Below are 19,913 nucleotides of genomic sequence, written 5' to 3'. Positions count from 1 at the left end.
AGCATGAGCAACGACAAGTATGAACAGGGCCTGAAAATTCGTACCCAAGTCTTGGGTGAAGCCTATGTACAGCGTTCAATCGACAACGCCGACGACTTCACCCGACCGCTGCAGGAGATGGTCACCGAGTACTGCTGGGGCCATGTGTGGGGCCGGGAGGGTTTGTCGCTTAAAGAACGCAGCATGATAAACTTGGCAATGATTTCGGCCCTCAATCGGCCTCACGAACTCAAGCTGCACGTGCGTGGCGCCTTGCGCAACGGGCTAAGTCGTGAACAAATACGCGAAATTCTGCTTCAGGTCGGCATTTACTGCGGGGTTCCCGCTGCTGTGGACAGCTTCCGGCTGGCCCGTGAAGCCTTCGCCGAAGCCGATGCCGAGGCCTCCAGTTAACCGCTACATTCAGAGCAGACCCCATGAAACGCGCGCCCCTCGACGATAGCTTCAAGGTCAATCACAACCCGGTCACCCTGCGCGAAATCGTGCTGGAGAAACTGCGCAGCGCCATCATGAATTTCCAGCTACTGCCCGGTGACCGCCTGGTGGAGCGCGACCTGTGTGACCGCCTCGGTGTCAGCCGCACGTCGGTGCGCGAAGCCTTGCGCCACCTGGAGTCCGAAGGCCTGGTGGAATTCGCCGATGCCAAGGGCCCGCAGGTGGCGATCATCACCCTGGCCGATGCCGTCGATATCTATGAACTGCGCTGCGTGCTCGAAGGCTTGATCGTGCAGCTGTTCACCCTGCGCGCCAAGGCCAAGGACATCAAGGCCCTGGAAAAAGCCCTTGAGGAAAACCGCAAGGCTCTCAAGGAAGGCGAACTGCAGCAAGTGATCGACTCCGTGCAGGGCTTCTACGATGTGTTGCTCGAAGGATCCGGCAACCACGTGGCCGCCACTCAGTTGCGCCAGTTGCAGGCGCGTATCAGCTACCTGCGCGCGACGTCTGTGTCCCAGCAAAACCGGCGTGGCGCCAGCAACCAGGAAATGGAACGCATGGTTCAGGCGATCAAGAGCGGTGACCCCCTGGCCGCCCACCAAGCCTGCGTCGATCACGTGCGTGCAGCGGCAGCCGTGGCCTTGGATTACCTCAAGCGCAAACAGGAAGAAACCGGCAAGCTCCCCGAGATCACCCTGCCTATCGCGCTCAAAGAACCGCGCATAGGTCACTGACCGTGCCCAGCCCCAGCTTCTGCCCGACCTGCGGCGGCCGTGACCTCGGTCACCAACTGCCACCGGGCGACGCCCACGAGCGCCTGATGTGCCGGGGCTGTGGCTACATCCACTACATCAACCCCAAGATCATCGCCGGTTGCATCATCGAGCAGGACGGCAAGTACCTGCTGTGCCAGCGCGCAATCCCCCCGCGCCCCGGCACCTGGACGCTACCGGCGGGCTTCATGGAAGGTGGCGAAACCACCGAAGAAGCGGCGTTGCGCGAAGTCTGGGAAGAGACCGGCGTGCGCGCCGAGATCGTGTCGCCCTACTCGATTTTCAGCGTGCCGAAAATCAGCGAGGTGTACATCATCTTCCGCGCCATCGCGCTAGAGATCACCGGCCAGTTCGGCCCGGAAACCCTGGCCTACACATTCTTCGCCCCCGAGGACATTCCGTGGGACAGCATCTACTACCCGGCGATCCGGCAGATTCTCGAGCGTTACATCGAGGAACGCCAGGCTGGGGTGTATGGCATCTACATGGGGAATGATGACAGCGGCAAGATCCACTTCATGCGCTGAGCCCAGGTCAAACCGGTCTCAATGTGGCAGGCGCGGTGCGACGATTCGCGTTGCTTCCGATAACAGTACCAAAAAAATGATCACCGCCCCTCCCTTACACTATACCGGAGCCGCTTTGGGGCTTTTCAATGTGCACCTGGCAATGAGGATCGCCAGCACCGCCAAACTGAAAGTTGCCCAGGCCATCAAACTGATACCGCCTTCAAATGCTCGTGTGGCGTTATACATCACCTCATTGGCTTGATCTCCTGTCAATGTTGCCGATACCGCGTGGGCACCTGCCAATGTTTCGCCGGCCAAGTGCATTTGCAGCGGTGTCAGGAAGTCCGGCAGCTGTAATGTGCTGCGGTAGTTTGCGGTGACGATGCCGCCGAGTACGGTGGTACCGAGCACGACACCCACTTCATAGGCAGTCTCGCTGATGGCTGAAGCCGCTCCAGCTTTGGTGGAGGGGACGGCCGACAGCACCACGTCGTTGGATACCGTGGCGATGGCGCCGACTCCAATGTTCAGCAAGGCAAATGCCACCACTAGTATCGTCAGGCTGCTACCAAGGCCGGCAACCAGCAAAAAGGCTGCAGCAATAAAACCCAGCAAAATTGGAATCAAAACAATGACCGATACTCGCTGGGCGACCGGGACTATCAGCAGCCCCACGACGATAGCCATAACCTGGCCCGGTATCAGCGCCAGGCTGGCGTTGAGGGGAGACATCCGCAGGACGATTTGCAGGAACTGAGTGGAAAAAAACACAAAACCGATCAGAAACGCCAGACTCATCAGGTTGATGGCCACCGACCCGCTGAACATTTTGTTGCGAAACAGGCTCAGGTCCATCAACGGCGTTGGCAGGCGCAGTTGCCGCCGCACGAATAGCCAGCCGATGACCAGAGCAACACTGAAGGCCACCAGTGCCAACACATCCGGACCAGCACTGGCGATGTGCTTGATGCTATACACCAGCGCACCGAGGGCCACCATCGATTGCACAGTACTTATGGTATCCATCGGCCCCGACCCATCTGGCTCAGACTCGGGTAACAGCAACGGTCCGAGGACCAATAATGGCACCAGCACCGGCACCGCCAGCAGAAAAATCGATCCCCAGCTGAAGAACTCCAGTAGCACGCCGCCGATCAAAGGACCGAGTGCAGAACCGACCGTCAAGGTCGTTGCCCAAATAGCCACGGCAAGCCGCCGCTCTTCCCGGTCTTCGAAAAGTGAGCGGATCAAGGCTAATGTTGAAGGCATCAACATGGCCCCGAAGATCCCCATGCAGGCGCGCCCGACGATCAGTTGCGCGGCATTACCGGAGTAAGCCGTCATGACGGAGACTACGCAAAATCCCAATGAGCCGATCAGCAGCAGTTTTCGATGACCTTTGCGATCACCCAGGCTACCCATGGAAATGAGCAGTCCGGCCAAGACCAATGAATAGGCATCAATCATCCATAGCTGCTGGCTGGCGCTGGGATGCAAGGCTTCGGCTATTTTCGGCAGGGCAAAACCCAGTACAGTGTTATCCACGGTCACGAGCAGGACCGGTAGCATCAATATCGCTAAAGCTATCCACCGGCTGGAGCGTGGTTGCTGCGTTACATCTTCCGCCGTCAATGACATCATCGGCTCCTTATAAAAACATTCATGGACGATACATTTACTGAGTCCTGCTAGACCGCCTCGGCCCTTGGGGATGCCGATTTTCAGTTCAATAGGGAGAACAGATGCTCGCAATCCACGGCACCTGTGTTCAATCTTTTACCTAAGCTCTTTGACACAGTCTGCAAGTCGCTTTTGAAGCGCTTGTAATCCTGTTCGTCGATGTTTTCCTGGAGCCGTTCCAGACCATTTACCAGCGCTTCACGCTGATAGCTGGCGTGGTGATTTTCCAACTGTATATCCCAATAGACCTCTGGAGGGTTAACCAATATTCGTGATAGTAGTGCCATCATGGTGCGCATCGGAGGCGGCATAACTTCCCCCACTAAGTCCAGATCTATGGAAGATTTGGCCAGGGCCATACCGAAACCGAGGATGGCCGCGTGGGGCAATGTCTGACACAGCGCCATTAGTTCGTCATGGGCTAGGGGCGTCATTCGACGAATTTTCATCCCTGCGTCCAACAAGTGCCGTTCAATGAAAGATTGGGTTGCCTCCACGTTTTCCATACAGACTGCAACCGTGCGTCCCTGGACGGACAACCTGGGCGAAAACATGGGATTGATACCAACAAGCTGCTGGAGTGGCGCTGCTGCTTTGAGCGCTTTGTGGAAGGGTCCCTGTACAGAGCAGGTAGGTATGAATAGAACCTCACTAGACAGATGTTTTGTGACCCAGGGAATTGAATTGACTGCGGCGTTTTCAGGCAAGGCGAAAACCACTGCTATGGCATCGCGGAAAACAGTACCTGTATTACTGAATGGCTGGGTTACATCCATTTCATGATATTCACACTCAAATTGCGTAGGACGACAATCCACGACGCGCACGTAATACCCGTACTGTTTGAGGATGCGGCAAATCAGCGAGCCAATAAGGCCCGCGCCCCCCAACACGACTACCGTGTTGTCGCTCATTTTTTGTTCTCTACGCAAAAACTGTAATAGGGCACGCTGGCTTTGACCAAAGTCTCTTCAAGCTCGTCATGTGGATCGGAGTGCGCGACGATAGCGCCACCGATTCCGAACTCGGCCACTTGCTTATGCAACACCGCCGTACGGATGACTATGCTTAGTTCTGCACTACCACTGAATGAGATCCATCCGAGCGCTCCTGCATAAACACCGCGTGCGCATGCCTCAAGTCCGTCGATAATTTCCATGGTGCGTTTTTTTGGCGCCCCGGTCATTGATCCCCCGGGGAAGCAAGCTCTTATTGCTTCGACAGTTGAAACACCGTTGCGTAAATGTCCACGTACCGTAGAGACCAATTGATGTACCGAGGAAAAACTTTCGACCGCAAATATTTGCGGGACATGTACGCTGCCCGTACGGCAAACGCGGTTTAAGTCGTGGCGTACCAGATCGACAATCATCAGGTTCTCGGCGCGGTCCTTGGTTGACGTTTCTAGATCGTGACGCAAACGCTGATCTTCAGTTGTGTCTTTGCTTCGTGCACGAGTGCCCTTGATCGGCCGAGATTCAATCAGGCCTCTTTCATCAATCCTCAAGAAAGTCTCGGGTGAGGCGCTTAGTACAGAGAAACTGTCGAAACAGAGGTACGCGCCATAAGGCACGGGACTGGCGTCGCGCATTCTGCGATAGGCTGCTAGTGGTGCACCGCTATAATTCATCCTCGCTCGGTTGGTCAGGCAAATTTCGTAAGACTCACCATCGGTAATGTATTGCAATGACCGCTTCACCTTGCGGATGTAATCCTCAGGGTCGTCCTTAAGTGACAGTTTGAGTTCATCCACCGCGCCTGGAACGAAGCGTACTCCAGCTTCTTTTTTTTGCGTCACCGATGCCAACGCCGACAAACTTGGCCATTGCGGCGCCTGGCCAGGCGGGCTTATCAGGCATTCGTAGACCTTTTGGTCATGGTGGTCAAAAATAAAGAAATGCGGAGCGAACATAAATCCCGCGTCCGGATGATTGGATTGATAGACCTTGTGCCCCCCCGTAAGAGCTTTCAGTTCGTACCCCATATAACCGACTAAGCCACCCTTAAACTCAAAAGGCAGGTATTGAGGTACAGCCACGTGCACCGACTCCAAGATTTGACCGAGCAGCGAAAAGAAATCACCCTCCAAAGTCCTCCTGCCTTTTGGGCCATCAAGTGTCAGACTTTCTGTCTCGACGTCATACGCAAGTCGAATAGAGCCCTGAGCCTGACCGCTACCCATGATCGAGTAGCGGGCATTGGGTCTTTCCGATTTTTCGCTGTCTAGCCAGAAACTGTGGTGGTCTTTGGCGTAGAGTTGTTCGAATAAAGCCAACGGATCGTATGGCTCAGAATGTGGGCGGTAGGCCAATTGCATATTGAGCATGCCGCCTACAGCTAGATAGTGCTCCTTTACCGCTGGAGAACCATGAAGGTTCTCCGGCCCCCGCGAACGATGGTCTCCATTGTATTCGAGTGCCATGCGGATGAAATTGCTCAGTAGCGCATGCCCATATTCGGAGTCAATGGATTCGGGATGAAATTGGACGCCCCAAATGGGACGACTATCATGCTCGATTGCCATAACTACACCTTCCTCCGTCCACGCGGTGCAGCGCAGTTCCTTTGGCAGATGGGTGCACATCAATGAGTGATAGCGCACCACGTTAAACTGTTCTGGTAGGTCCCGAAACAAGCCGCTGCCAGAATGCGTAATTCTGCTGCGATACCCGTGTACCGGTTCAGGTGCGTGTCCAACTGCTCCGCCAAGGAACTGGGCGATACCTTGATGTCCCAGGCAGATGCCGAGCAAGGGCACGGGGGAATGGAGGATAATTTCCCCACACACTCCAAAGTCTAGATATTCACGCGGATGGCCTGGGCCTGGTGAAAGTACCACTGCATCGTATAGCTCGATCTGTAAGTCGTCGTAGGCTAGGGTATTAGCGACAATGTCCACGCAGACTCCCGTAATCTCGTACAGGTACTGAGCAATATTCTGGGTAAAAGAATCGAAGTTATCAATCAACAGTATTTTCATGAATTCCTCTCCAGATCCCGGCATCGTCGGATCAAAATATCTTCTTGTATGCAGGTTTCTTCGATGATCAGTCTAAAAATCGATTCCACATAATCGGACCTCAAACCAACCTTCGCGGACTGATTTTTGAGTTGATCCAGCACTTGAACAATACGTTGTGGCTGCATCATCGGTATGTCATGTGCAGCCTTTAGTTCGGCGATGTCCATGCACACGTTCATGCGTTCGCAAAGCAGGTTGACCAGGTGGTTGTTTATCCGATCCAACTGATCACGCTTAGGTTTCAAGATGGCGGACGGCGTTGTTCGAGAAATCTGACGGCGCTGTGTCATATTCACTCCTTCGATTTGTATGTCGTGCGATGACGCCGGAAACTTCACGCCGTAGACGTATGCGCCGTCCATAAACCTGCACTGGTAACTTCGCCCAAGGAGTCGGTCAATTGCCGAATATCCGTTTCGGTATGGCCGGCCGAAAAGGCAAAACGCAGCATCGCTTTTCCTTTAGCGATAATCGGGTAAAACACGGGAAACATCAGAATTCCGTTGTTTCGCAGGATCCGACACGCTTGTAAACCGCCCTCTTCCGTCTCAAAAAATGCGCCTCTCACTGGCGACTGAACACCAGCGTTGAGCAGGCGGTTGTGTGTCAACGAATCAAACTGGCGTACGTTGGCCCAAAGACGTTTTTGTAGGCTCTCAATCTCGTCACTCAGGTGAATCTTCGCTGCCGCAACGTTGGCGGCCAAAATCGGCACCATGATTGAATGGCCGAAAACCAGCGGATTAGCAAGAGTCTGAATTGAAGGGATATCTTGCGGATCCTTCACAACCACAAACCCGCCAGCTCCGCCGAATCCTTTCGACAGAGAGCCAGCCAGAATCATGTTATGCGGTAGTTGGTTGTCTAAGGCTGCAAACGCATAACCAGAGCCATGACACCCAGTGATAGATATGCCATGAGCGTCATCCACATACAGGTAGCCACCGACCGCCTCCAGTTGGCGAGAGAGCTGCGCGATAGGTACCAGACCGCTCATTGAGCCGATACCGTCAATCAGCAAAATCGGTGTTTCTTGACGTTCGGCGCACTTTTTTAATGCGGAGCTCATTGACTCAGGATCTGTCGATTGCACACGGGTTACTTCGCCGAACTGCTGAAAAATACCTCGGAGTACCTGCATCGATGCATGAGCGGTTTTGTCCATCAACCAATGAGCACGCTTTCTGATCGGGTATCCTTTGAGCGAATTGCTGCCCAACAGCGGCAGTACTCCAAGATGCACACTGGTGGTCGAAGTGAAGACGCTAACACCGCAGCCTTTGTAGATCTCGCTCAACAACGATTCCAGTTGCGGCAAATACACCGGGCGCATTGCACTGCGTGACGAGGAAAGGTGGAGGCCGGTGGTTCCCAGGGCCTGATGTGCTGCTTCGATTAGGGCAGGATGGGCTTCCAAGCCTAGATAAGAACAGGAGACAAACTCGGTGAATGTGTTGCCCTCCTTCAAAGTGATGCGTTTGCCTTCACGGCTTGCGACGGTAAAACCGGTTAGGCTTTCTTCATAGGCACGCTCTAACGCGCTAGTCGTGTTATCACGTCGGATTGTCATCCAGTCCTGTTTAGTTTGTGCATCCATTGCGCGAAACTCCTATATCATTGGCCCCTAAGCGCCCGATGGTTATGACTGACGTGCCAGTGGCATCGGATGACTTGCGGTCAATGACAGTCTGGATTTCAGTCAGTTGGTGTTGTCCGAATAACTTGCGAATAACCTGTGCCTGATCTTCCCCATGTTCAATAACCAGCCATCCACCAGATATCAACAGGGTGATCGCTAGCGCGGTGATCTGGCGTATTAAGTCCAAGCCGTCGGCACCTGAATAAACAGCGGCGGTTGGATGATGGTCGCCCCATTCTGGCTGCAGCTGCATTTTTCGAGGAACGTAAGGCGGGTTGGCAACAATCAGACCTATCTGTTCACCGAAGTGGGCAAACGCTTTGCTTTCGCGAATATCAGCTTGCAACGCATTTACATGTACGTTTTTGGTTGCCAATCGGGCGATATTACGTTTGAGGTAGTTGACGGCGACTTGTTCAAACTCCACGCAAGTGACGTCCAAGTCTGGTCTGCGTCGAGCTATTGCGAGGCCAATCGCACCACTACCGGCGCAAAGGTCCAGAACGCGGGCGCCTTGTGCTAGCTCCGAACCGTCCAACCATTTATGAATGACGGAGCTGTGAGGTCGCGGGATAAACACGCCACTGCCGACGACCAACGGCAATTCATCAAACTCCACTATGCCGAGAATATGCCCTAAGGGAATACGGTTGCAGCGCTCGCTCACCGCCAACCTGAACTCATCAAGTGCGCGTTGCCTGTCGGTACGCGCGATAAACCGATCAACCAAGCTACTCAGATCATTATCCGGATCCCAAACACCTGCCTCTTCCAGCAGTACACGGGCTTGGGCGATAGCCTCCTGCTCATATTTACCCAGCCTCATGACCACTCCTTATAATACTGTGTCAGTTTCACCCGCATGGATTCGTAAATGTAGGAAAAGGCAACTAACTCTGGAGGGGGAGTGAACGAGGGATGGAGTTCGTCGATCAGTTGCTGATAATTACTTGATAGACCTTTATCGAGGATGGGTAACCAATAGGGCTTTACGTCCCAGCGATATTCATAACCTGTGGCGAACATTTGCTTGACGGTTTCGCCGACTGTCAGCTCACGAGCAAGCCCTGTCAGTGGGGCACGCACCGGAGTAAATGTGCTCAAATCCAGACCGGTACTTTTAAAGTCTGTCACACAGTCGGCGATGTAAGCCGCCAGTAAAGGCGATTGGTGCAGCCCGTCACGGTAGGTGCCGGTTGCCAGCCATAGCCCCTGTATGCCGCACTCGCCAATTAGCGGAAAGCCGTCAGCTGGGATTGGACGGTTGCCCACCTGAATCGAAAGGATTTCGGCACTGTGAAGATCAAGATTTAACTGGTCGACTGCGCAGTCGAGCAAAAATTGCACGTCTGAGATAAGCGCATAACGTTTGGGCCGCTCAGAAAGAATGTTCGTCGCACCCAGATACAGCACACCATCACCGCGCGGCACGCAGTGCAAACCGCAAGCAAACGCACGGTTAGGTGTGCGGATTACCGACTTGGGTGACTCCATGCCTTCCGGCAACTTGACCAGAATTGACACTCCATACCCACTGAATAGAGGAGGGATTTTGCTTACCACAGTGTCGAATTCGCTAAGTAGATCCAGCGATTGAACACCAGCGGCAACGACAACCTTTTTACCCCTGAGCACTTCGCCGTTAAGCAACTCGACCCCTGTCGCAACTCCTCCTTCAGCCAATACCCGGCTGGCGTTTCCATTAATCAACGTGCCCTTGGTAGCAAGCAGAGCACCGTCGAGTTTTTCGAGCAGCAAGTGAGAATTGACGGAGTGTTCGTTAGGAATGAATAGGCCGCGCAGTGGGCGTACCAAATGGTCGGGCGCCAACCACTCTAGTGTTCTTGGATTAATGGTTTCGAACGGTTCCCCGTAGTCTTGCAGGCTGCGTTCGATGGTTTCGTAGTTGACCGTATCAACTTCATCCATTCCAGCGCTGTTGAGCACTACATGTGTGCCAATAGCGGTGAACAGTGAGGTGCTGATACCCGATGCGTCGGCTAGGCGCTCGGCCCAAGCAGGCCACAGGTCTCGTGCCTGACAATCCATATTCAACTTGAGTCTGCCATGATCACTAGCCAGCAAGCCGCTGGTGATTTCACCAAAACAGCCATTCATTGCACCAGCCGCCATGGATGCTGTGTTGATCCGGTCAGTCACGCCGACTCTACAGACACTTAAGCCGCGCGAGCTAAGCTCATACGCGATAGAGCCACCAATGGCTCCCGCACCTACCACAATTACGTCGAACTCCATGTTCAAGATCCTCACTAATTAATTGTCAGCTATCGGATGAAAACCGATCTCCTGTAGGAGCATGCTGAGCTTTTTATAATTTGTAAGGCGGTGAAACCATGAAGTTTTTGTTTCACATTGTATTACTGTTACAAATCTACATACATTCGAAATAAACCCTGAGTTTACTGTAAGTAAATTTACCCACCTCAATTCTCCTCGCGTACAAAGCGGCTAAATGAATTCATCGAATTCAAGTCGTTCTGATGCCGATCGCTGAGTACCGATACTTACTATTGATTCTGGTGTTAATGACGGTCGCTGCTTAAGGCAGCAAGACAGAACAATGTGCAGAGCGCGCCGCAAGCGGCCTAGCAAGCAGTACGCGCAGTGAAAAAAGACGGCTTTTGAAACGCCGCCTTTTCATTTTCGAATTTAGATGCAGGTTACTGTGGAGGGCCGGCTGCATCTGATTGGCATACACTTGGCAGACCTAGGGCGCCAGCCCCTCCACAATAATGATCTGCGCCTCTCCCGCCCCCGCTCTATGCCCCTTTGCCTCCTGATATTCCACAGACTCATAGCACGCCACCGCCTGCTCATAGCTCTCAAACTCAATCACCACATTGCGCTGCCGCACAGGCCCGCCTTCCAGCGCCTCACTGCGCCCGCCCCTGGCCAGAAATCGCCCGCCGAACTTCGCGAACGCCGCCGGCGCGCGCTGGGTGTATTGGGTGTATTGCTCTGCATCGGACACATCCACATGGGCAATCCAATAGGCCTTCATCGAGACATCCTCTTGCTTGGAATTTGTGGTATACCATAATACATACAACCAACAAGCAGAGCACTCCTCATGCCCTTCAACAGCATCGCAGATATCATCGAAGACTACCGCCAGGGCAAGATGGTGCTTCTGGTCGACGACGAAGACCGGGAAAACGAAGGCGACCTGCTGTTGCCTGCGGCGTGCTGCACCGCCGAGACTATCAGCTTCATGGCCCGCGAAGCGCGGGGCCTGATCTGCCTGACCCTTACCGATGAACATTGCCAACGCCTGGGCCTGGAGCAGATGGTGCCGAGTAACGGCAGCGTGTTCAGCACTGCGTTTACCGTGTCCATCGAAGCCGCCACCGGCGTGACCACCGGCATCTCCGCCGCCGATCGCGCACGCACCGTGGTGGCGGCTGTGGACATCAACGCGGGCCCCGCCGACATTGTGCAGCCAGGACATATCTTCCCGCTGCGCGCCCGGGATGGCGGTGTGCTGACCCGCGCCGGCCACACCGAAGCCGGTTGCGACCTCGCGCGCCTGGCCGGGCACACACCGGCCTCGGTGATTGTCGAAGTGATGAACGACGACGGCACGATGGCCCGTCGTCCCGAGCTGGAAGCCTTTGCCCGCAAGCACGGGATCAAGATCGGCACTATCGCCGACCTGATCCACTACCGCCTCAGCACCGAACGCACCGTGGTACGCATCGGCGAACGCGACCTGCCCACAGTGCACGGCACCTTCCGCCTGATCACTTTTGAAGACCGCATCGACGGCGGCGTGCATATGGCCATGGTCATGGGCCAACTGCGCCGTGATGAGCCGGCGCTGGTCCGTGTGCACGTGATCGACCCGCTGCGCGACCTGGTCGGTGCCGACTACAGTGGGCCGTCCAACTGGACCTTGTGGGCCGCCCTGCAACGCGTGGCGGCAGAAGGCAGCGGCGTGGTGGTGGTGCTGGCCAACCATGAGTCGTCCCAGGCACTGTTGGAACGCGTACCGCAGTTGACCCAGGCGCCGCGTCAGTTCAACCGCTCCCAGTCACGGATTTACTCGGAAGTGGGTACTGGCGCGCAGATATTGCAGGACCTGGGCGTGGGCAAACTGCGCCACCTCGGACCACCGCTGAAATACGCAGGCTTGACCGGTTACGACCTGGAAGTCGTGGAAAGCATCCCCTTCACCTGAGGCTGGAAACCCAGCGTCGGCGGATAGCCGGTATGGCAAAGTGCTTGCGCAAAGTTTGGAATACCATAATATGATATTCCATGGGCCGGACAACCTGAATCAGGTCTCCCGGACCGATTGCTCCCGACAGGCGGGCACTCCAAGCCCCGCTCATAAACACAACAATGAGGGCGTAAAAATGGTGTTGAACACAGGTGCAACCGCGGTGCTGTTCGCGGGTTTGTTGAGCGTGGCCAGCCAGGCGGCGTTGGCGGCGGAAAGTGTCAACTTCGTCAGTTGGGGAGGCAGCACCCAGGATGCGCAGAAGCAGGCATGGGCCGATCCTTTCAGCAAGGCCAGCGGCATCACCGTCGTCCAGGACGGCCCCACCGACTACGGCAAACTCAAGGCCATGGTCGAAAGCGGCAACGTACAGTGGGACGTGGTGGATGTCGAAGCCGACTTCGCCCTGCGCGCCGCCGCCGAAGGCCTGCTCGAACCCCTCGACTTCTCGGTGATCGAGCGCGACAAGATCGACCCGCGTTTCGTCTCCGACCATGGCGTCGGCTCGTTCTTCTTCTCCTTCGTGCTCGGCTACAACGAAGGCAAGCTCGGCACCGGCAAACCGCAGGACTGGAGCGCCTTGTTCGACACCAAGACCTACCCCGGCAAACGCGCCCTCTACAAATGGCCAAGCCCAGGTGTGCTTGAACTGGCGCTGCTGGCCGACGGCGTGCCCGCCGCCACGCTCTACCCCCTGGACCTGGACCGCGCCTTCAAGAAACTCGACACCATCAAGAAAGACATCGTCTGGTGGGGCGGCGGTGCGCAGTCGCAACAGTTGCTGGCCTCCGGCGAAGTCAGCATGGGCCAGTTCTGGAACGGCCGCATTCACGCCTTGCAGGAAGATGGCGCACCAGTGGGCGTGAGTTGGAAACAGAATCTGGTGATGGCCGACATTCTTGTGGTACCTAAAGGCTCGAAAAACAAAGCGGCCGCGATGAAGTTTCTGGCCAGTGCCAGCAGCGCCAAGGGCCAGGCGGATTTCTCCAACCTGACCGCCTACGCTCCGGTAAATATCGACAGCGTGCAGCGCCTGGATTCGGTCCTGGCGCCCAACCTGCCGACGGCGTACGCCAAGGATCAGATCACCCTCGATTTCGCCTACTGGGCCAAGAACGGTCCGGCCATTGCGACACGGTGGAATGAATGGCTAGTCAAATGAAAATGACGGCAACCACGCCGACCGGGAGCGCCCTCGGCGCTGCCGACGCGGTTTCCCACAAGGCCGGGGCGCTATCCCTGGCGCAACGCTGGCGGGGGTCGAGCAACTTGATCCCGGCCCTGCTGTTCCTCGGCCTGTTCTTCCTGGCACCGCTGATCGGCCTGTTACTGCGCGGCGTGCTGGAGCCGGTACCGGGCCTTGGCAACTATGAACAGCTGTTCGCCAACTCGGCCTATGCGCGGGTGTTGCTCAATACCTTTTCAGTGGCCGGCCTGGTGACCCTGTTCAGCCTGCTGCTGGGCTTTCCGCTAGCCTGGGCGATTACCCTCGTGCCGCGCGGCTGGGGCCGCTGGATCCTGAGTATCGTGCTGCTGTCGATGTGGACAAGCCTGCTCGCCCGCACCTATTCCTGGCTGGTATTGCTGCAGGCCTCGGGGGTGATCAACAAGGCGTTGATGGCCATGGGCATCATCGATCAACCGCTGGAGATGGTGCATAACCTCACCGGCGTGGTGATCGGCATGAGCTACATCATGATTCCGTTCATCGTGTTGCCGCTGCAGGCGACCATGCAGGCCATCGACCCGATGATCCTGCAGGCCGGCTCCATCTGTGGCGCCAGCCCTTGGACCAACTTCTTCCGGGTGTTCCTGCCGCTGTGCCGGCCGGGGTTGTTTTCCGGCGGGTTGATGGTTTTTGTGATGTCCCTCGGTTACTACGTCACCCCGGCCCTGCTGGGCGGTGCGCAGAACATGATGCTGCCCGAGTTCATCATTCAACAGGTGCAATCGTTCCTCAATTGGGGCCTGGCCAGTGCCGGTGCGGCGTTGCTGATTTTCATCACGCTGGTGCTGTTCTACTTCTACCTGAAGCTCCAGCCGGAATCCCCGGTTGGCGCCAGCAACGCGAGGTAAGCCGTCATGCTCCTGACCCCCAACGCCATGAGCCGCAGGATGCGCCTGGGCCTCTACACCACCACCGGTTTGATTGGCCTGTTCCTGCTGTTGCCGATCGTGTTTATCGTGTTGCTGTCGTTCGGTTCGTCGCAATGGCTGGTGTTCCCGCCACCGGGCTGGACACTGAAATGGTACGGCCAGTTCTTCTCCAACCCCGACTGGATAAACGCGGCAATGGCCAGCCTCAAAGTGGCGGTGCTGACCACGCTGTTCGCCGTCGCGCTGGGGCTGCCGACCGCCTTTGCCCTGGTGCGCGGACGCTTCCCCGGCCGCGAGCTGCTCTACGGCCTGTTCACGCTGCCGATGATCGTGCCGCTGGTGATCATCGCCGTGGCGGTGTACGCGCTGTTCCTCAAGCTCGGCTATACCGGCACGATGTTCGCCTTCGTGGTCAGCCATGTGATTGTCGCGCTGCCGTTCACCATCATCTCGATCATCAACTCGCTGAAGCTGTTCGACCAGTCGATTGAAGACGCGGCGGTGATCTGCGGCGCCTCGCGCGTGCAGGCGGTGTTCAAGGTGACCTTCCCGGCGATTCGCCCAGGGATGGTCGCCGGTGCGCTGTTCGCCTTTCTCGTCTCGTGGGACGAAGTGGTGCTCAGCGTGATGATGGCCAGCCCGACCCTGCAAACCCTTCCCGTCAAAATGTGGACCACCCTGCGCCAGGATCTGACGCCTGTGATCGCCGTCGCCTCGACGTTGCTGATCGGCCTGTCGGTACTGGTCATGGTGATCGCCGCCGCCCTTCGTCGGCGCACTGAAACCAGCGCCTAAGCGCCCAGGAGCAGAACATGAGTGCAGTGATCCAAGATGTCGCGCAGAACCCCGGCCAACCCCTGGTCAGCCTGCGTAACCTGAACAAGTACTACGGCGACTTTGCCGCCGTGGACAACATTTCCCTGGACATCCAGGACGGCGAGTTCCTCACCTTCCTCGGCTCCAGCGGCTCGGGCAAGAGCACCACCCTGTCGATGCTCGCCGGTTTTGAAACGCCAAGCAGCGGCGAGATCCTGGTGAGCGGGCAATCCCTGGTCAACGTGCCGCCGCACAAGCGTGACATCGGCATGGTGTTTCAACGCTACTCGTTGTTTCCGCACTTGTCGGTGCGCGACAACATCGCCTTCCCCCTGGCCATCCGCAAACTGGCCAGCGCCGAACGCGAGAAACGCGTGGACGCCATGCTCAAGCTGGTACAGCTGGAACCGTTCGCCCATCGCCGCCCTTCGCAACTCTCCGGTGGTCAGCAACAGCGAGTGGCCATCGCCCGTGCGCTGGTGTACGAGCCGCGTATCCTGCTGATGGACGAGCCCCTCGGTGCCCTCGACAAGAAGCTGCGTGAAGACCTGCAGGACGAACTGCGCCAGCTGCACCGGCGCCTGGGCATCACCATCGTCTACGTGACCCACGACCAGGAAGAAGCCATGCGCCTGTCCCAGCGCATCGCGATTTTCAGCCACGGCAAAATCGTCGGCCTGGGCAGTGGTTTCGACCTGTACCAGAACCCGCCGAACGCGTTCGTCGCCTCGTTCCTGGGCAATTCCAACTTCCTCAAGCTCAAGGCCCAGGGCAATGCGGCAGCGTCGTTCGAAGGCCAGTCGCTGTCGATCCGCCTGACCAGCGGCCTGCAAACCGAGCAGGATGTATTGCTGATGGTGCGCCCGGAAAAGGCCCTGGCGCTGAGCGTCGAACAGGCCATCGAGCAACCGTTGGCCGCAGGCTGGAATGAGGTCTCGGCGATTGTCGGGGAGGTGCTGTTTCTGGGCGAGAGCCAGACCTGCGCGGTGAAGACCCTCGGCGGTACTTCGATGACGGTCAAGGCGCTCTCGGCGGCGGGCATGCCACTCAAGGCCGGCGATCCGGTGCGGGTGCGTTGGGCCGCGGCGGATGCGTGTGTGTATACGGAGTGGGCGGAGAGTGATTTGAATAAGGCGGCCGGAGCGCACTGAGCCTGCCTTGTAAGACTTCATGTGGCAGCGGCTGGCTCCCGATAGCGGAATATCCGCCAGTTAGTTTGTAGCTGACAGTTCCGCCATCGGAGCGTCGCATCAAGTCTGTACCAAATGATCCAGACTACGTCGCCAGGAAAAACCGACTACAAAAAAATACCCGGCAGCGCCGGGTATTTGATTTGACGTGATGATCAGTCCGAATAACCCAACTTCACCGCTCGGACCTTCTGCGTGTGCTTGCGCGTCGCCAGGCAATAATACAACGGACACGTCACCGCCAACCCCACCAGCCACGACAAATCCGCGCCGTCTACCAGGTTGGCCCAGGGCCCCACATACAACGACGTATTGGCAAACGGCAGTTGCACGATGATCCCAATGAAATACGCCACGATCGCATGCAGGTTAAACCGCCCATACACCCCGCCATCCGCCTGGAAGATCGAGGCGATGTCGTACACCCCGCGTTTGATGATGTAGAAATCGATCAGGTTGATCGAGGCCCACGGCACCAGCACCAGCAACAGCGCGAGGATCAGTCCGATAAATTGCGCGATGAAGTCCGCCGACGCGCCCAGCGCCACCACACAGCAACCGGCGAGGATAATGCCCGAGAGCACCACGCGCACCTTGATGCTGGGGGTCCAGTGGCTGGCGAAGGTCTGGATCGAGGTGATGATCGAAAGCACTGCGCCGTACAGGTTTAGTGCGTTGTGGCTGATGATATTGAGCAGGAACAGCACCATCAGGATCGGCCCCAGCGCGCCGGTGGCTTGCTTGACCGCGACCATCGCTTCGGTGCCTTCCGGTGTCGCCAGTGCCGCCACCAGGCCGAAGGCAAACGACAGGATGGTGCCCAGCGTTGCGCCCAGGTAGGTGGCAATAAACGGTCGGGTGATGCCGATGTCCGCCGGCAGGTAACGCGAATAGTCGCTGGTGTAGGGTGAGAAGCTGATCTGCCAGATGATCCCGAGCGACACCGTGGCTAGCCATCCGGCGGCATTGAAACCGCCGCGGGTGAGAAAGTCCGCTGGCAGGTCGTGGACAAAGATGTAGACAAAACCGGCGAGCAACGCGCTGCCCATCACCCAGGTGCCGATGCGGTTCAAGGCATGGATAAAGCGGTAGCCGATCACGCCGATGGCCGTGGCGCTGAGAGCGCCGATCAGGATGCTCGCCGACACCGGGACCGAGGGCACGATGCCGACGATGGATTTGCCGGCCAGCACGATGTTGGAAATGAAAAAGCCGATGTAGATCAGCGCTGCGAAAAACACGATCAGCAGCGCGCCATAGCGCCCGAACTGGCCGCGGCTCTGCACCATCTGCGGGATGCCCATGCGCGGGCCCTGGGCCGAGGCAAGGGCGATCACTACACCGCCCAGCAGATGCCCGAGGGCAATCGCCAGCAGCCCCCACAGCAGGTTGAGATGGAACACTTGGGCCACCATCGCGCCGGTGACGATGGGCAGCGGCGCGATATTGGTACTGAACCACAAGGTGAACAGGTCGCGGGCCTTCCCGTGGCGCTCTGCGAGGGGGACGTAATCGACCGTATGATGCTCGATCAGGGGGTCTTGCCGGGACATCTGAGGCATAGGAATAACTCGCGTTTGTCTGATCTTATAGTTGTTTGACGCCAACCGAGGGGACGCTACAGCCGCCCAAGATGAACACCATATTATGGTATTCCAACTATTTAACAAGATTGATTCGCTTTTTTCGCCCCGCCTCTGATCCGGTAATCCCGGTCCTTGAAAAACCGCACCAGAGGATAAACCCCTGTAATAGAGGGCTCTGGTGGCCAGAGACACGTTTATCGCCCTGTCCAAAAAAGCCCTTGCAACTGCTGTATTACGGTATACCATCAGACCTATAAAATTAAAAACCCGCTTCATAGCAGAGGACCATCCCATGATCGATGCCGCCATCTACAAACAAGTGATGGGTTCGTTTCCGTCCGGGGTCACCGTGATTACTACGCTGGACGACGACGGGCAAATCGTCGGCCTCACCGCCAGTGCGTTCAGCTCGCTGTCCATGGACCCGGCCCTGGTGCTCTTCTGCCCCAACTACAGCTCTGACTCCTACCCCGTACTGATCAAGAACAAGCGCTTCGCCATCCATGTGTTGTCCGGCGGGCAGCAAAGCGAAGCCTATGCCTTTGCGCGCAAAGGCAAGGACAAAGCCCAGGGCATCGAGTGGACCCTGAGTGCTTTGGGCAATCCGATCCTGGCCAACGCCACGGCGGTCATTGAATGCCAGTTGTGGCGCGAATACGAAGGCGGCGACCACGCAATCATGGTTGGCTCGGTCAAGAACCTGATCGTGCCGACACAGCCCAATGGGCCCCTGGTGTATTGCCACGGCAAGATGGGTACCCTGCCGGTGCCTGCCTGATACCCCCCGCCAAAGCCGTTCTTTTTTCGCGGAAAATAACAATAGATCCGAGGTATGCGTCATGAAATTTTCGCTGTTCGTACACATGGAACGCTGGGATGAAAGCGTCAGCCACCGTCAGTTGTTCGAAGACTTGACCGAGCTGACCCTGATGGCCGAAGCCGGTGGCTTCAGTACCGTGTGGATTGGCGAGCACCACGCCATGGAATACACCATATCGCCAAGTCCAATGCCGCTGCTGGCTTACCTCGCGGCCAGGACCACCACTATTCGCCTGGGCGCCGGCACCATCATCGCGCCGTTCTGGCACCCGCTGCGGGTGGCGGGGGAATGCGCGTTGCTCGACGTGATCAGCAACGGACGCATGGAAGTGGGCCTGGCCCGTGGTGCTTACCAAGTGGAATTCGACCGCATGGCCGGCGGCATGCCCGCCTCGAGCGGCGGCCAGGCCCTGCGCGAAATGGTGCCGGTAGTGCGTGCCCTATGGAAAGGCGACTACGCCCATGACGGCGACATCTGGAAATTCCCCACCTCCACCAGCGTGCCAAAGCCGATCCAACAGCCCACCCCACCGATGTGGATCGCCGCCCGCGACCCCGACTCCCACAATTTTGCAGTGGCCAACGGCTGCAACGTCATGGTCACGCCGCTGATGAAGGGCGACGAAGAAGTCCTGGACCTTAAAAACAAATTCCAGGCCGCCTTGGACAACAACCCTGGCGTGCCCCGCCCACAATTGATGGTGCTGCGTCACACCCACGTGCACGCTGCTGATGACCCGCAAGGCTGGGAAGTCGGGGCCAAGGCGATCTCGAAGTTCTACCGCACCTTCGATGCCTGGTTCGGCAACAAGAACGTGCCGGTCAATGGTTTCCTGGAGCCAAGCCCGGAAGAGAAGTTCGCCGCACGCCCAGAGTTCGAACTGGAGAGCCTGCACAAAACCGCAATGATCGGCACCGCAGCAGAGATCATCCCGCGCATTCGGTACTACCAGGAACTGGGCGTGGATGAGTTCAGCTTCTGGTGCGACAACAGCCTGCCCCATGCCGAGAAAAAGAAGTCCCTGGCACTGTTTATCGAGCAGGTGATACCCGCGTTTCGTTGACCGGCTGCAGGCGCCCGCTCATCAGCCACATCATGGGAGCGGG

At 57.1% G+C, this 19,913-nt stretch carries 19 protein-coding genes; 10 read left to right on the top strand and 9 right to left on the bottom strand.

The genetic code is table 11. From position 1 onward, the window contains the following. Positions 1-3 precede the first annotated feature (3 nt). Genes C4J87_RS10470 through C4J87_RS10460 form a run of 3 tightly spaced genes read left to right on the top strand, consistent with a single transcriptional unit; the run spans position 4 to position 1,735 of the window. Complete coding sequence (locus C4J87_RS10470) at positions 4-393, top strand: carboxymuconolactone decarboxylase family protein (RefSeq protein ID WP_065883580.1); 390 nt, start codon at positions 4-6, stop codon at positions 391-393. Positions 394-416: 23 nt separating this feature from the next. Next, positions 417-1,169, top strand: coding sequence for a GntR family transcriptional regulator (locus tag C4J87_RS10465; RefSeq protein WP_065952753.1), 753 nt, complete (start codon positions 417-419; stop codon positions 1,167-1,169). Positions 1,170-1,171: 2 nt separating this feature from the next. Further along, a complete protein-coding gene (locus C4J87_RS10460) occupies positions 1,172-1,735 on the top strand; it encodes an NUDIX hydrolase (RefSeq protein ID WP_124366704.1) in 564 nt (187 codons plus the stop codon). Positions 1,736-1,834: 99 nt separating this feature from the next. On the opposite strand, the gene C4J87_RS10455 is transcribed toward C4J87_RS10460, so the two are convergent. The 8 genes from C4J87_RS10455 to C4J87_RS10420 all read right to left on the bottom strand — a co-directional run bounded on the left by C4J87_RS10455 (position 1,835) and on the right by C4J87_RS10420 (position 11,080). Then, a complete protein-coding gene (locus C4J87_RS10455) occupies positions 1,835-3,355 on the bottom strand; it encodes an MFS transporter (protein WP_124366703.1) in 1,521 nt (506 codons plus the stop codon). Between the two features lie 83 nt (positions 3,356-3,438). Then, on the bottom strand, positions 3,439-4,311 hold the full coding sequence (locus tag C4J87_RS10450) for a prephenate dehydrogenase dimerization domain-containing protein (protein ID WP_124366702.1): 873 nt from the start codon (positions 4,309-4,311) through the stop codon (positions 3,439-3,441). After that, on the bottom strand, positions 4,308-6,377 hold the full coding sequence (gene pabB / locus C4J87_RS10445) for an aminodeoxychorismate synthase component I (RefSeq protein ID WP_124366701.1): 2,070 nt from the start codon (positions 6,375-6,377) through the stop codon (positions 4,308-4,310). The genes C4J87_RS10450 and pabB overlap by 4 nt, the downstream gene beginning before the upstream one ends. After that, positions 6,374-6,709 (bottom strand): chorismate mutase, encoded by a 336-nt coding sequence (locus tag C4J87_RS10440; protein WP_256680033.1) that lies wholly within the window; start codon positions 6,707-6,709, stop codon positions 6,374-6,376. The genes pabB and C4J87_RS10440 overlap by 4 nt, the downstream gene beginning before the upstream one ends. Before the next feature lie 44 nt (positions 6,710-6,753). Next, on the bottom strand, positions 6,754-8,016 hold the full coding sequence (locus C4J87_RS10435) for an aminotransferase class I/II-fold pyridoxal phosphate-dependent enzyme (protein WP_124366700.1): 1,263 nt from the start codon (positions 8,014-8,016) through the stop codon (positions 6,754-6,756). Next, a complete protein-coding gene (locus C4J87_RS10430) occupies positions 8,000-8,884 on the bottom strand; it encodes a HemK/PrmC family methyltransferase (RefSeq protein ID WP_124366699.1) in 885 nt (294 codons plus the stop codon). The genes C4J87_RS10435 and C4J87_RS10430 overlap by 17 nt, the downstream gene beginning before the upstream one ends. Beyond that, a complete protein-coding gene (locus tag C4J87_RS10425) occupies positions 8,881-10,314 on the bottom strand; it encodes an FAD-binding oxidoreductase (protein ID WP_124366698.1) in 1,434 nt (477 codons plus the stop codon). The genes C4J87_RS10430 and C4J87_RS10425 overlap by 4 nt, the downstream gene beginning before the upstream one ends. Before the next feature lie 472 nt (positions 10,315-10,786). Then, positions 10,787-11,080: a DUF1330 domain-containing protein gene (locus C4J87_RS10420; RefSeq protein ID WP_124366697.1), complete on the bottom strand. Its 294-nt coding sequence runs from the start codon at positions 11,078-11,080 to the stop codon at positions 10,787-10,789. 69 nt (positions 11,081-11,149) lie between these two features. Between C4J87_RS10420 and ribBA the strand changes: the two genes are divergently transcribed. The 5 genes from ribBA (at position 11,150) to C4J87_RS10395 (ending at position 16,362) form a co-directional block, all read left to right on the top strand. Then, positions 11,150-12,256, top strand: coding sequence for a bifunctional 3,4-dihydroxy-2-butanone-4-phosphate synthase/GTP cyclohydrolase II (gene ribBA / locus C4J87_RS10415; RefSeq protein ID WP_124366696.1), 1,107 nt, complete (start codon positions 11,150-11,152; stop codon positions 12,254-12,256). 178 nt (positions 12,257-12,434) lie between these two features. Beyond that, the gene (locus C4J87_RS10410) at positions 12,435-13,460 is read left to right on the top strand and encodes an ABC transporter substrate-binding protein (RefSeq protein WP_124366695.1); all 1,026 of its coding nucleotides are present in this window, start codon (positions 12,435-12,437) and stop codon (positions 13,458-13,460) included. Beyond that, a complete protein-coding gene (locus C4J87_RS10405) occupies positions 13,457-14,374 on the top strand; it encodes an ABC transporter permease (RefSeq protein ID WP_164487653.1) in 918 nt (305 codons plus the stop codon). The genes C4J87_RS10410 and C4J87_RS10405 overlap by 4 nt, the downstream gene beginning before the upstream one ends. 6 nt (positions 14,375-14,380) lie before the next feature. Next, complete coding sequence (locus C4J87_RS10400; RefSeq protein ID WP_124366693.1) at positions 14,381-15,190, top strand: ABC transporter permease; 810 nt, start codon at positions 14,381-14,383, stop codon at positions 15,188-15,190. Positions 15,191-15,207: 17 nt separating this feature from the next. After that, positions 15,208-16,362, top strand: coding sequence for an ABC transporter ATP-binding protein (locus C4J87_RS10395; RefSeq protein WP_124366692.1), 1,155 nt, complete (start codon positions 15,208-15,210; stop codon positions 16,360-16,362). A gap of 194 nt (positions 16,363-16,556) precedes the next feature. On the opposite strand, the gene C4J87_RS10390 is transcribed toward C4J87_RS10395, so the two are convergent. Beyond that, on the bottom strand, positions 16,557-17,963 hold the full coding sequence (locus C4J87_RS10390; protein ID WP_124366691.1) for a cytosine permease: 1,407 nt from the start codon (positions 17,961-17,963) through the stop codon (positions 16,557-16,559). A gap of 316 nt (positions 17,964-18,279) precedes the next feature. On the opposite strand from C4J87_RS10390, the gene C4J87_RS10385 reads away from it, so the two are divergent. Then, on the top strand, positions 18,280-18,765 hold the full coding sequence (locus tag C4J87_RS10385; RefSeq protein WP_124362446.1) for a flavin reductase family protein: 486 nt from the start codon (positions 18,280-18,282) through the stop codon (positions 18,763-18,765). Between the two features lie 61 nt (positions 18,766-18,826). Beyond that, positions 18,827-19,870, top strand: a complete 1,044-nt coding sequence (locus C4J87_RS10380) for an LLM class flavin-dependent oxidoreductase (RefSeq protein WP_124366690.1) — start codon at positions 18,827-18,829, stop codon at positions 19,868-19,870. Positions 19,871-19,913: the final 43 nt, after the last annotated feature.

This window comes from Pseudomonas sp. R1-43-08 (genome assembly GCF_003852255.1).
GTDB lineage: Bacteria > Pseudomonadota > Gammaproteobacteria > Pseudomonadales > Pseudomonadaceae > Aquipseudomonas.
This window is presented reverse-complemented; position numbering and strand designations above follow the sequence as displayed.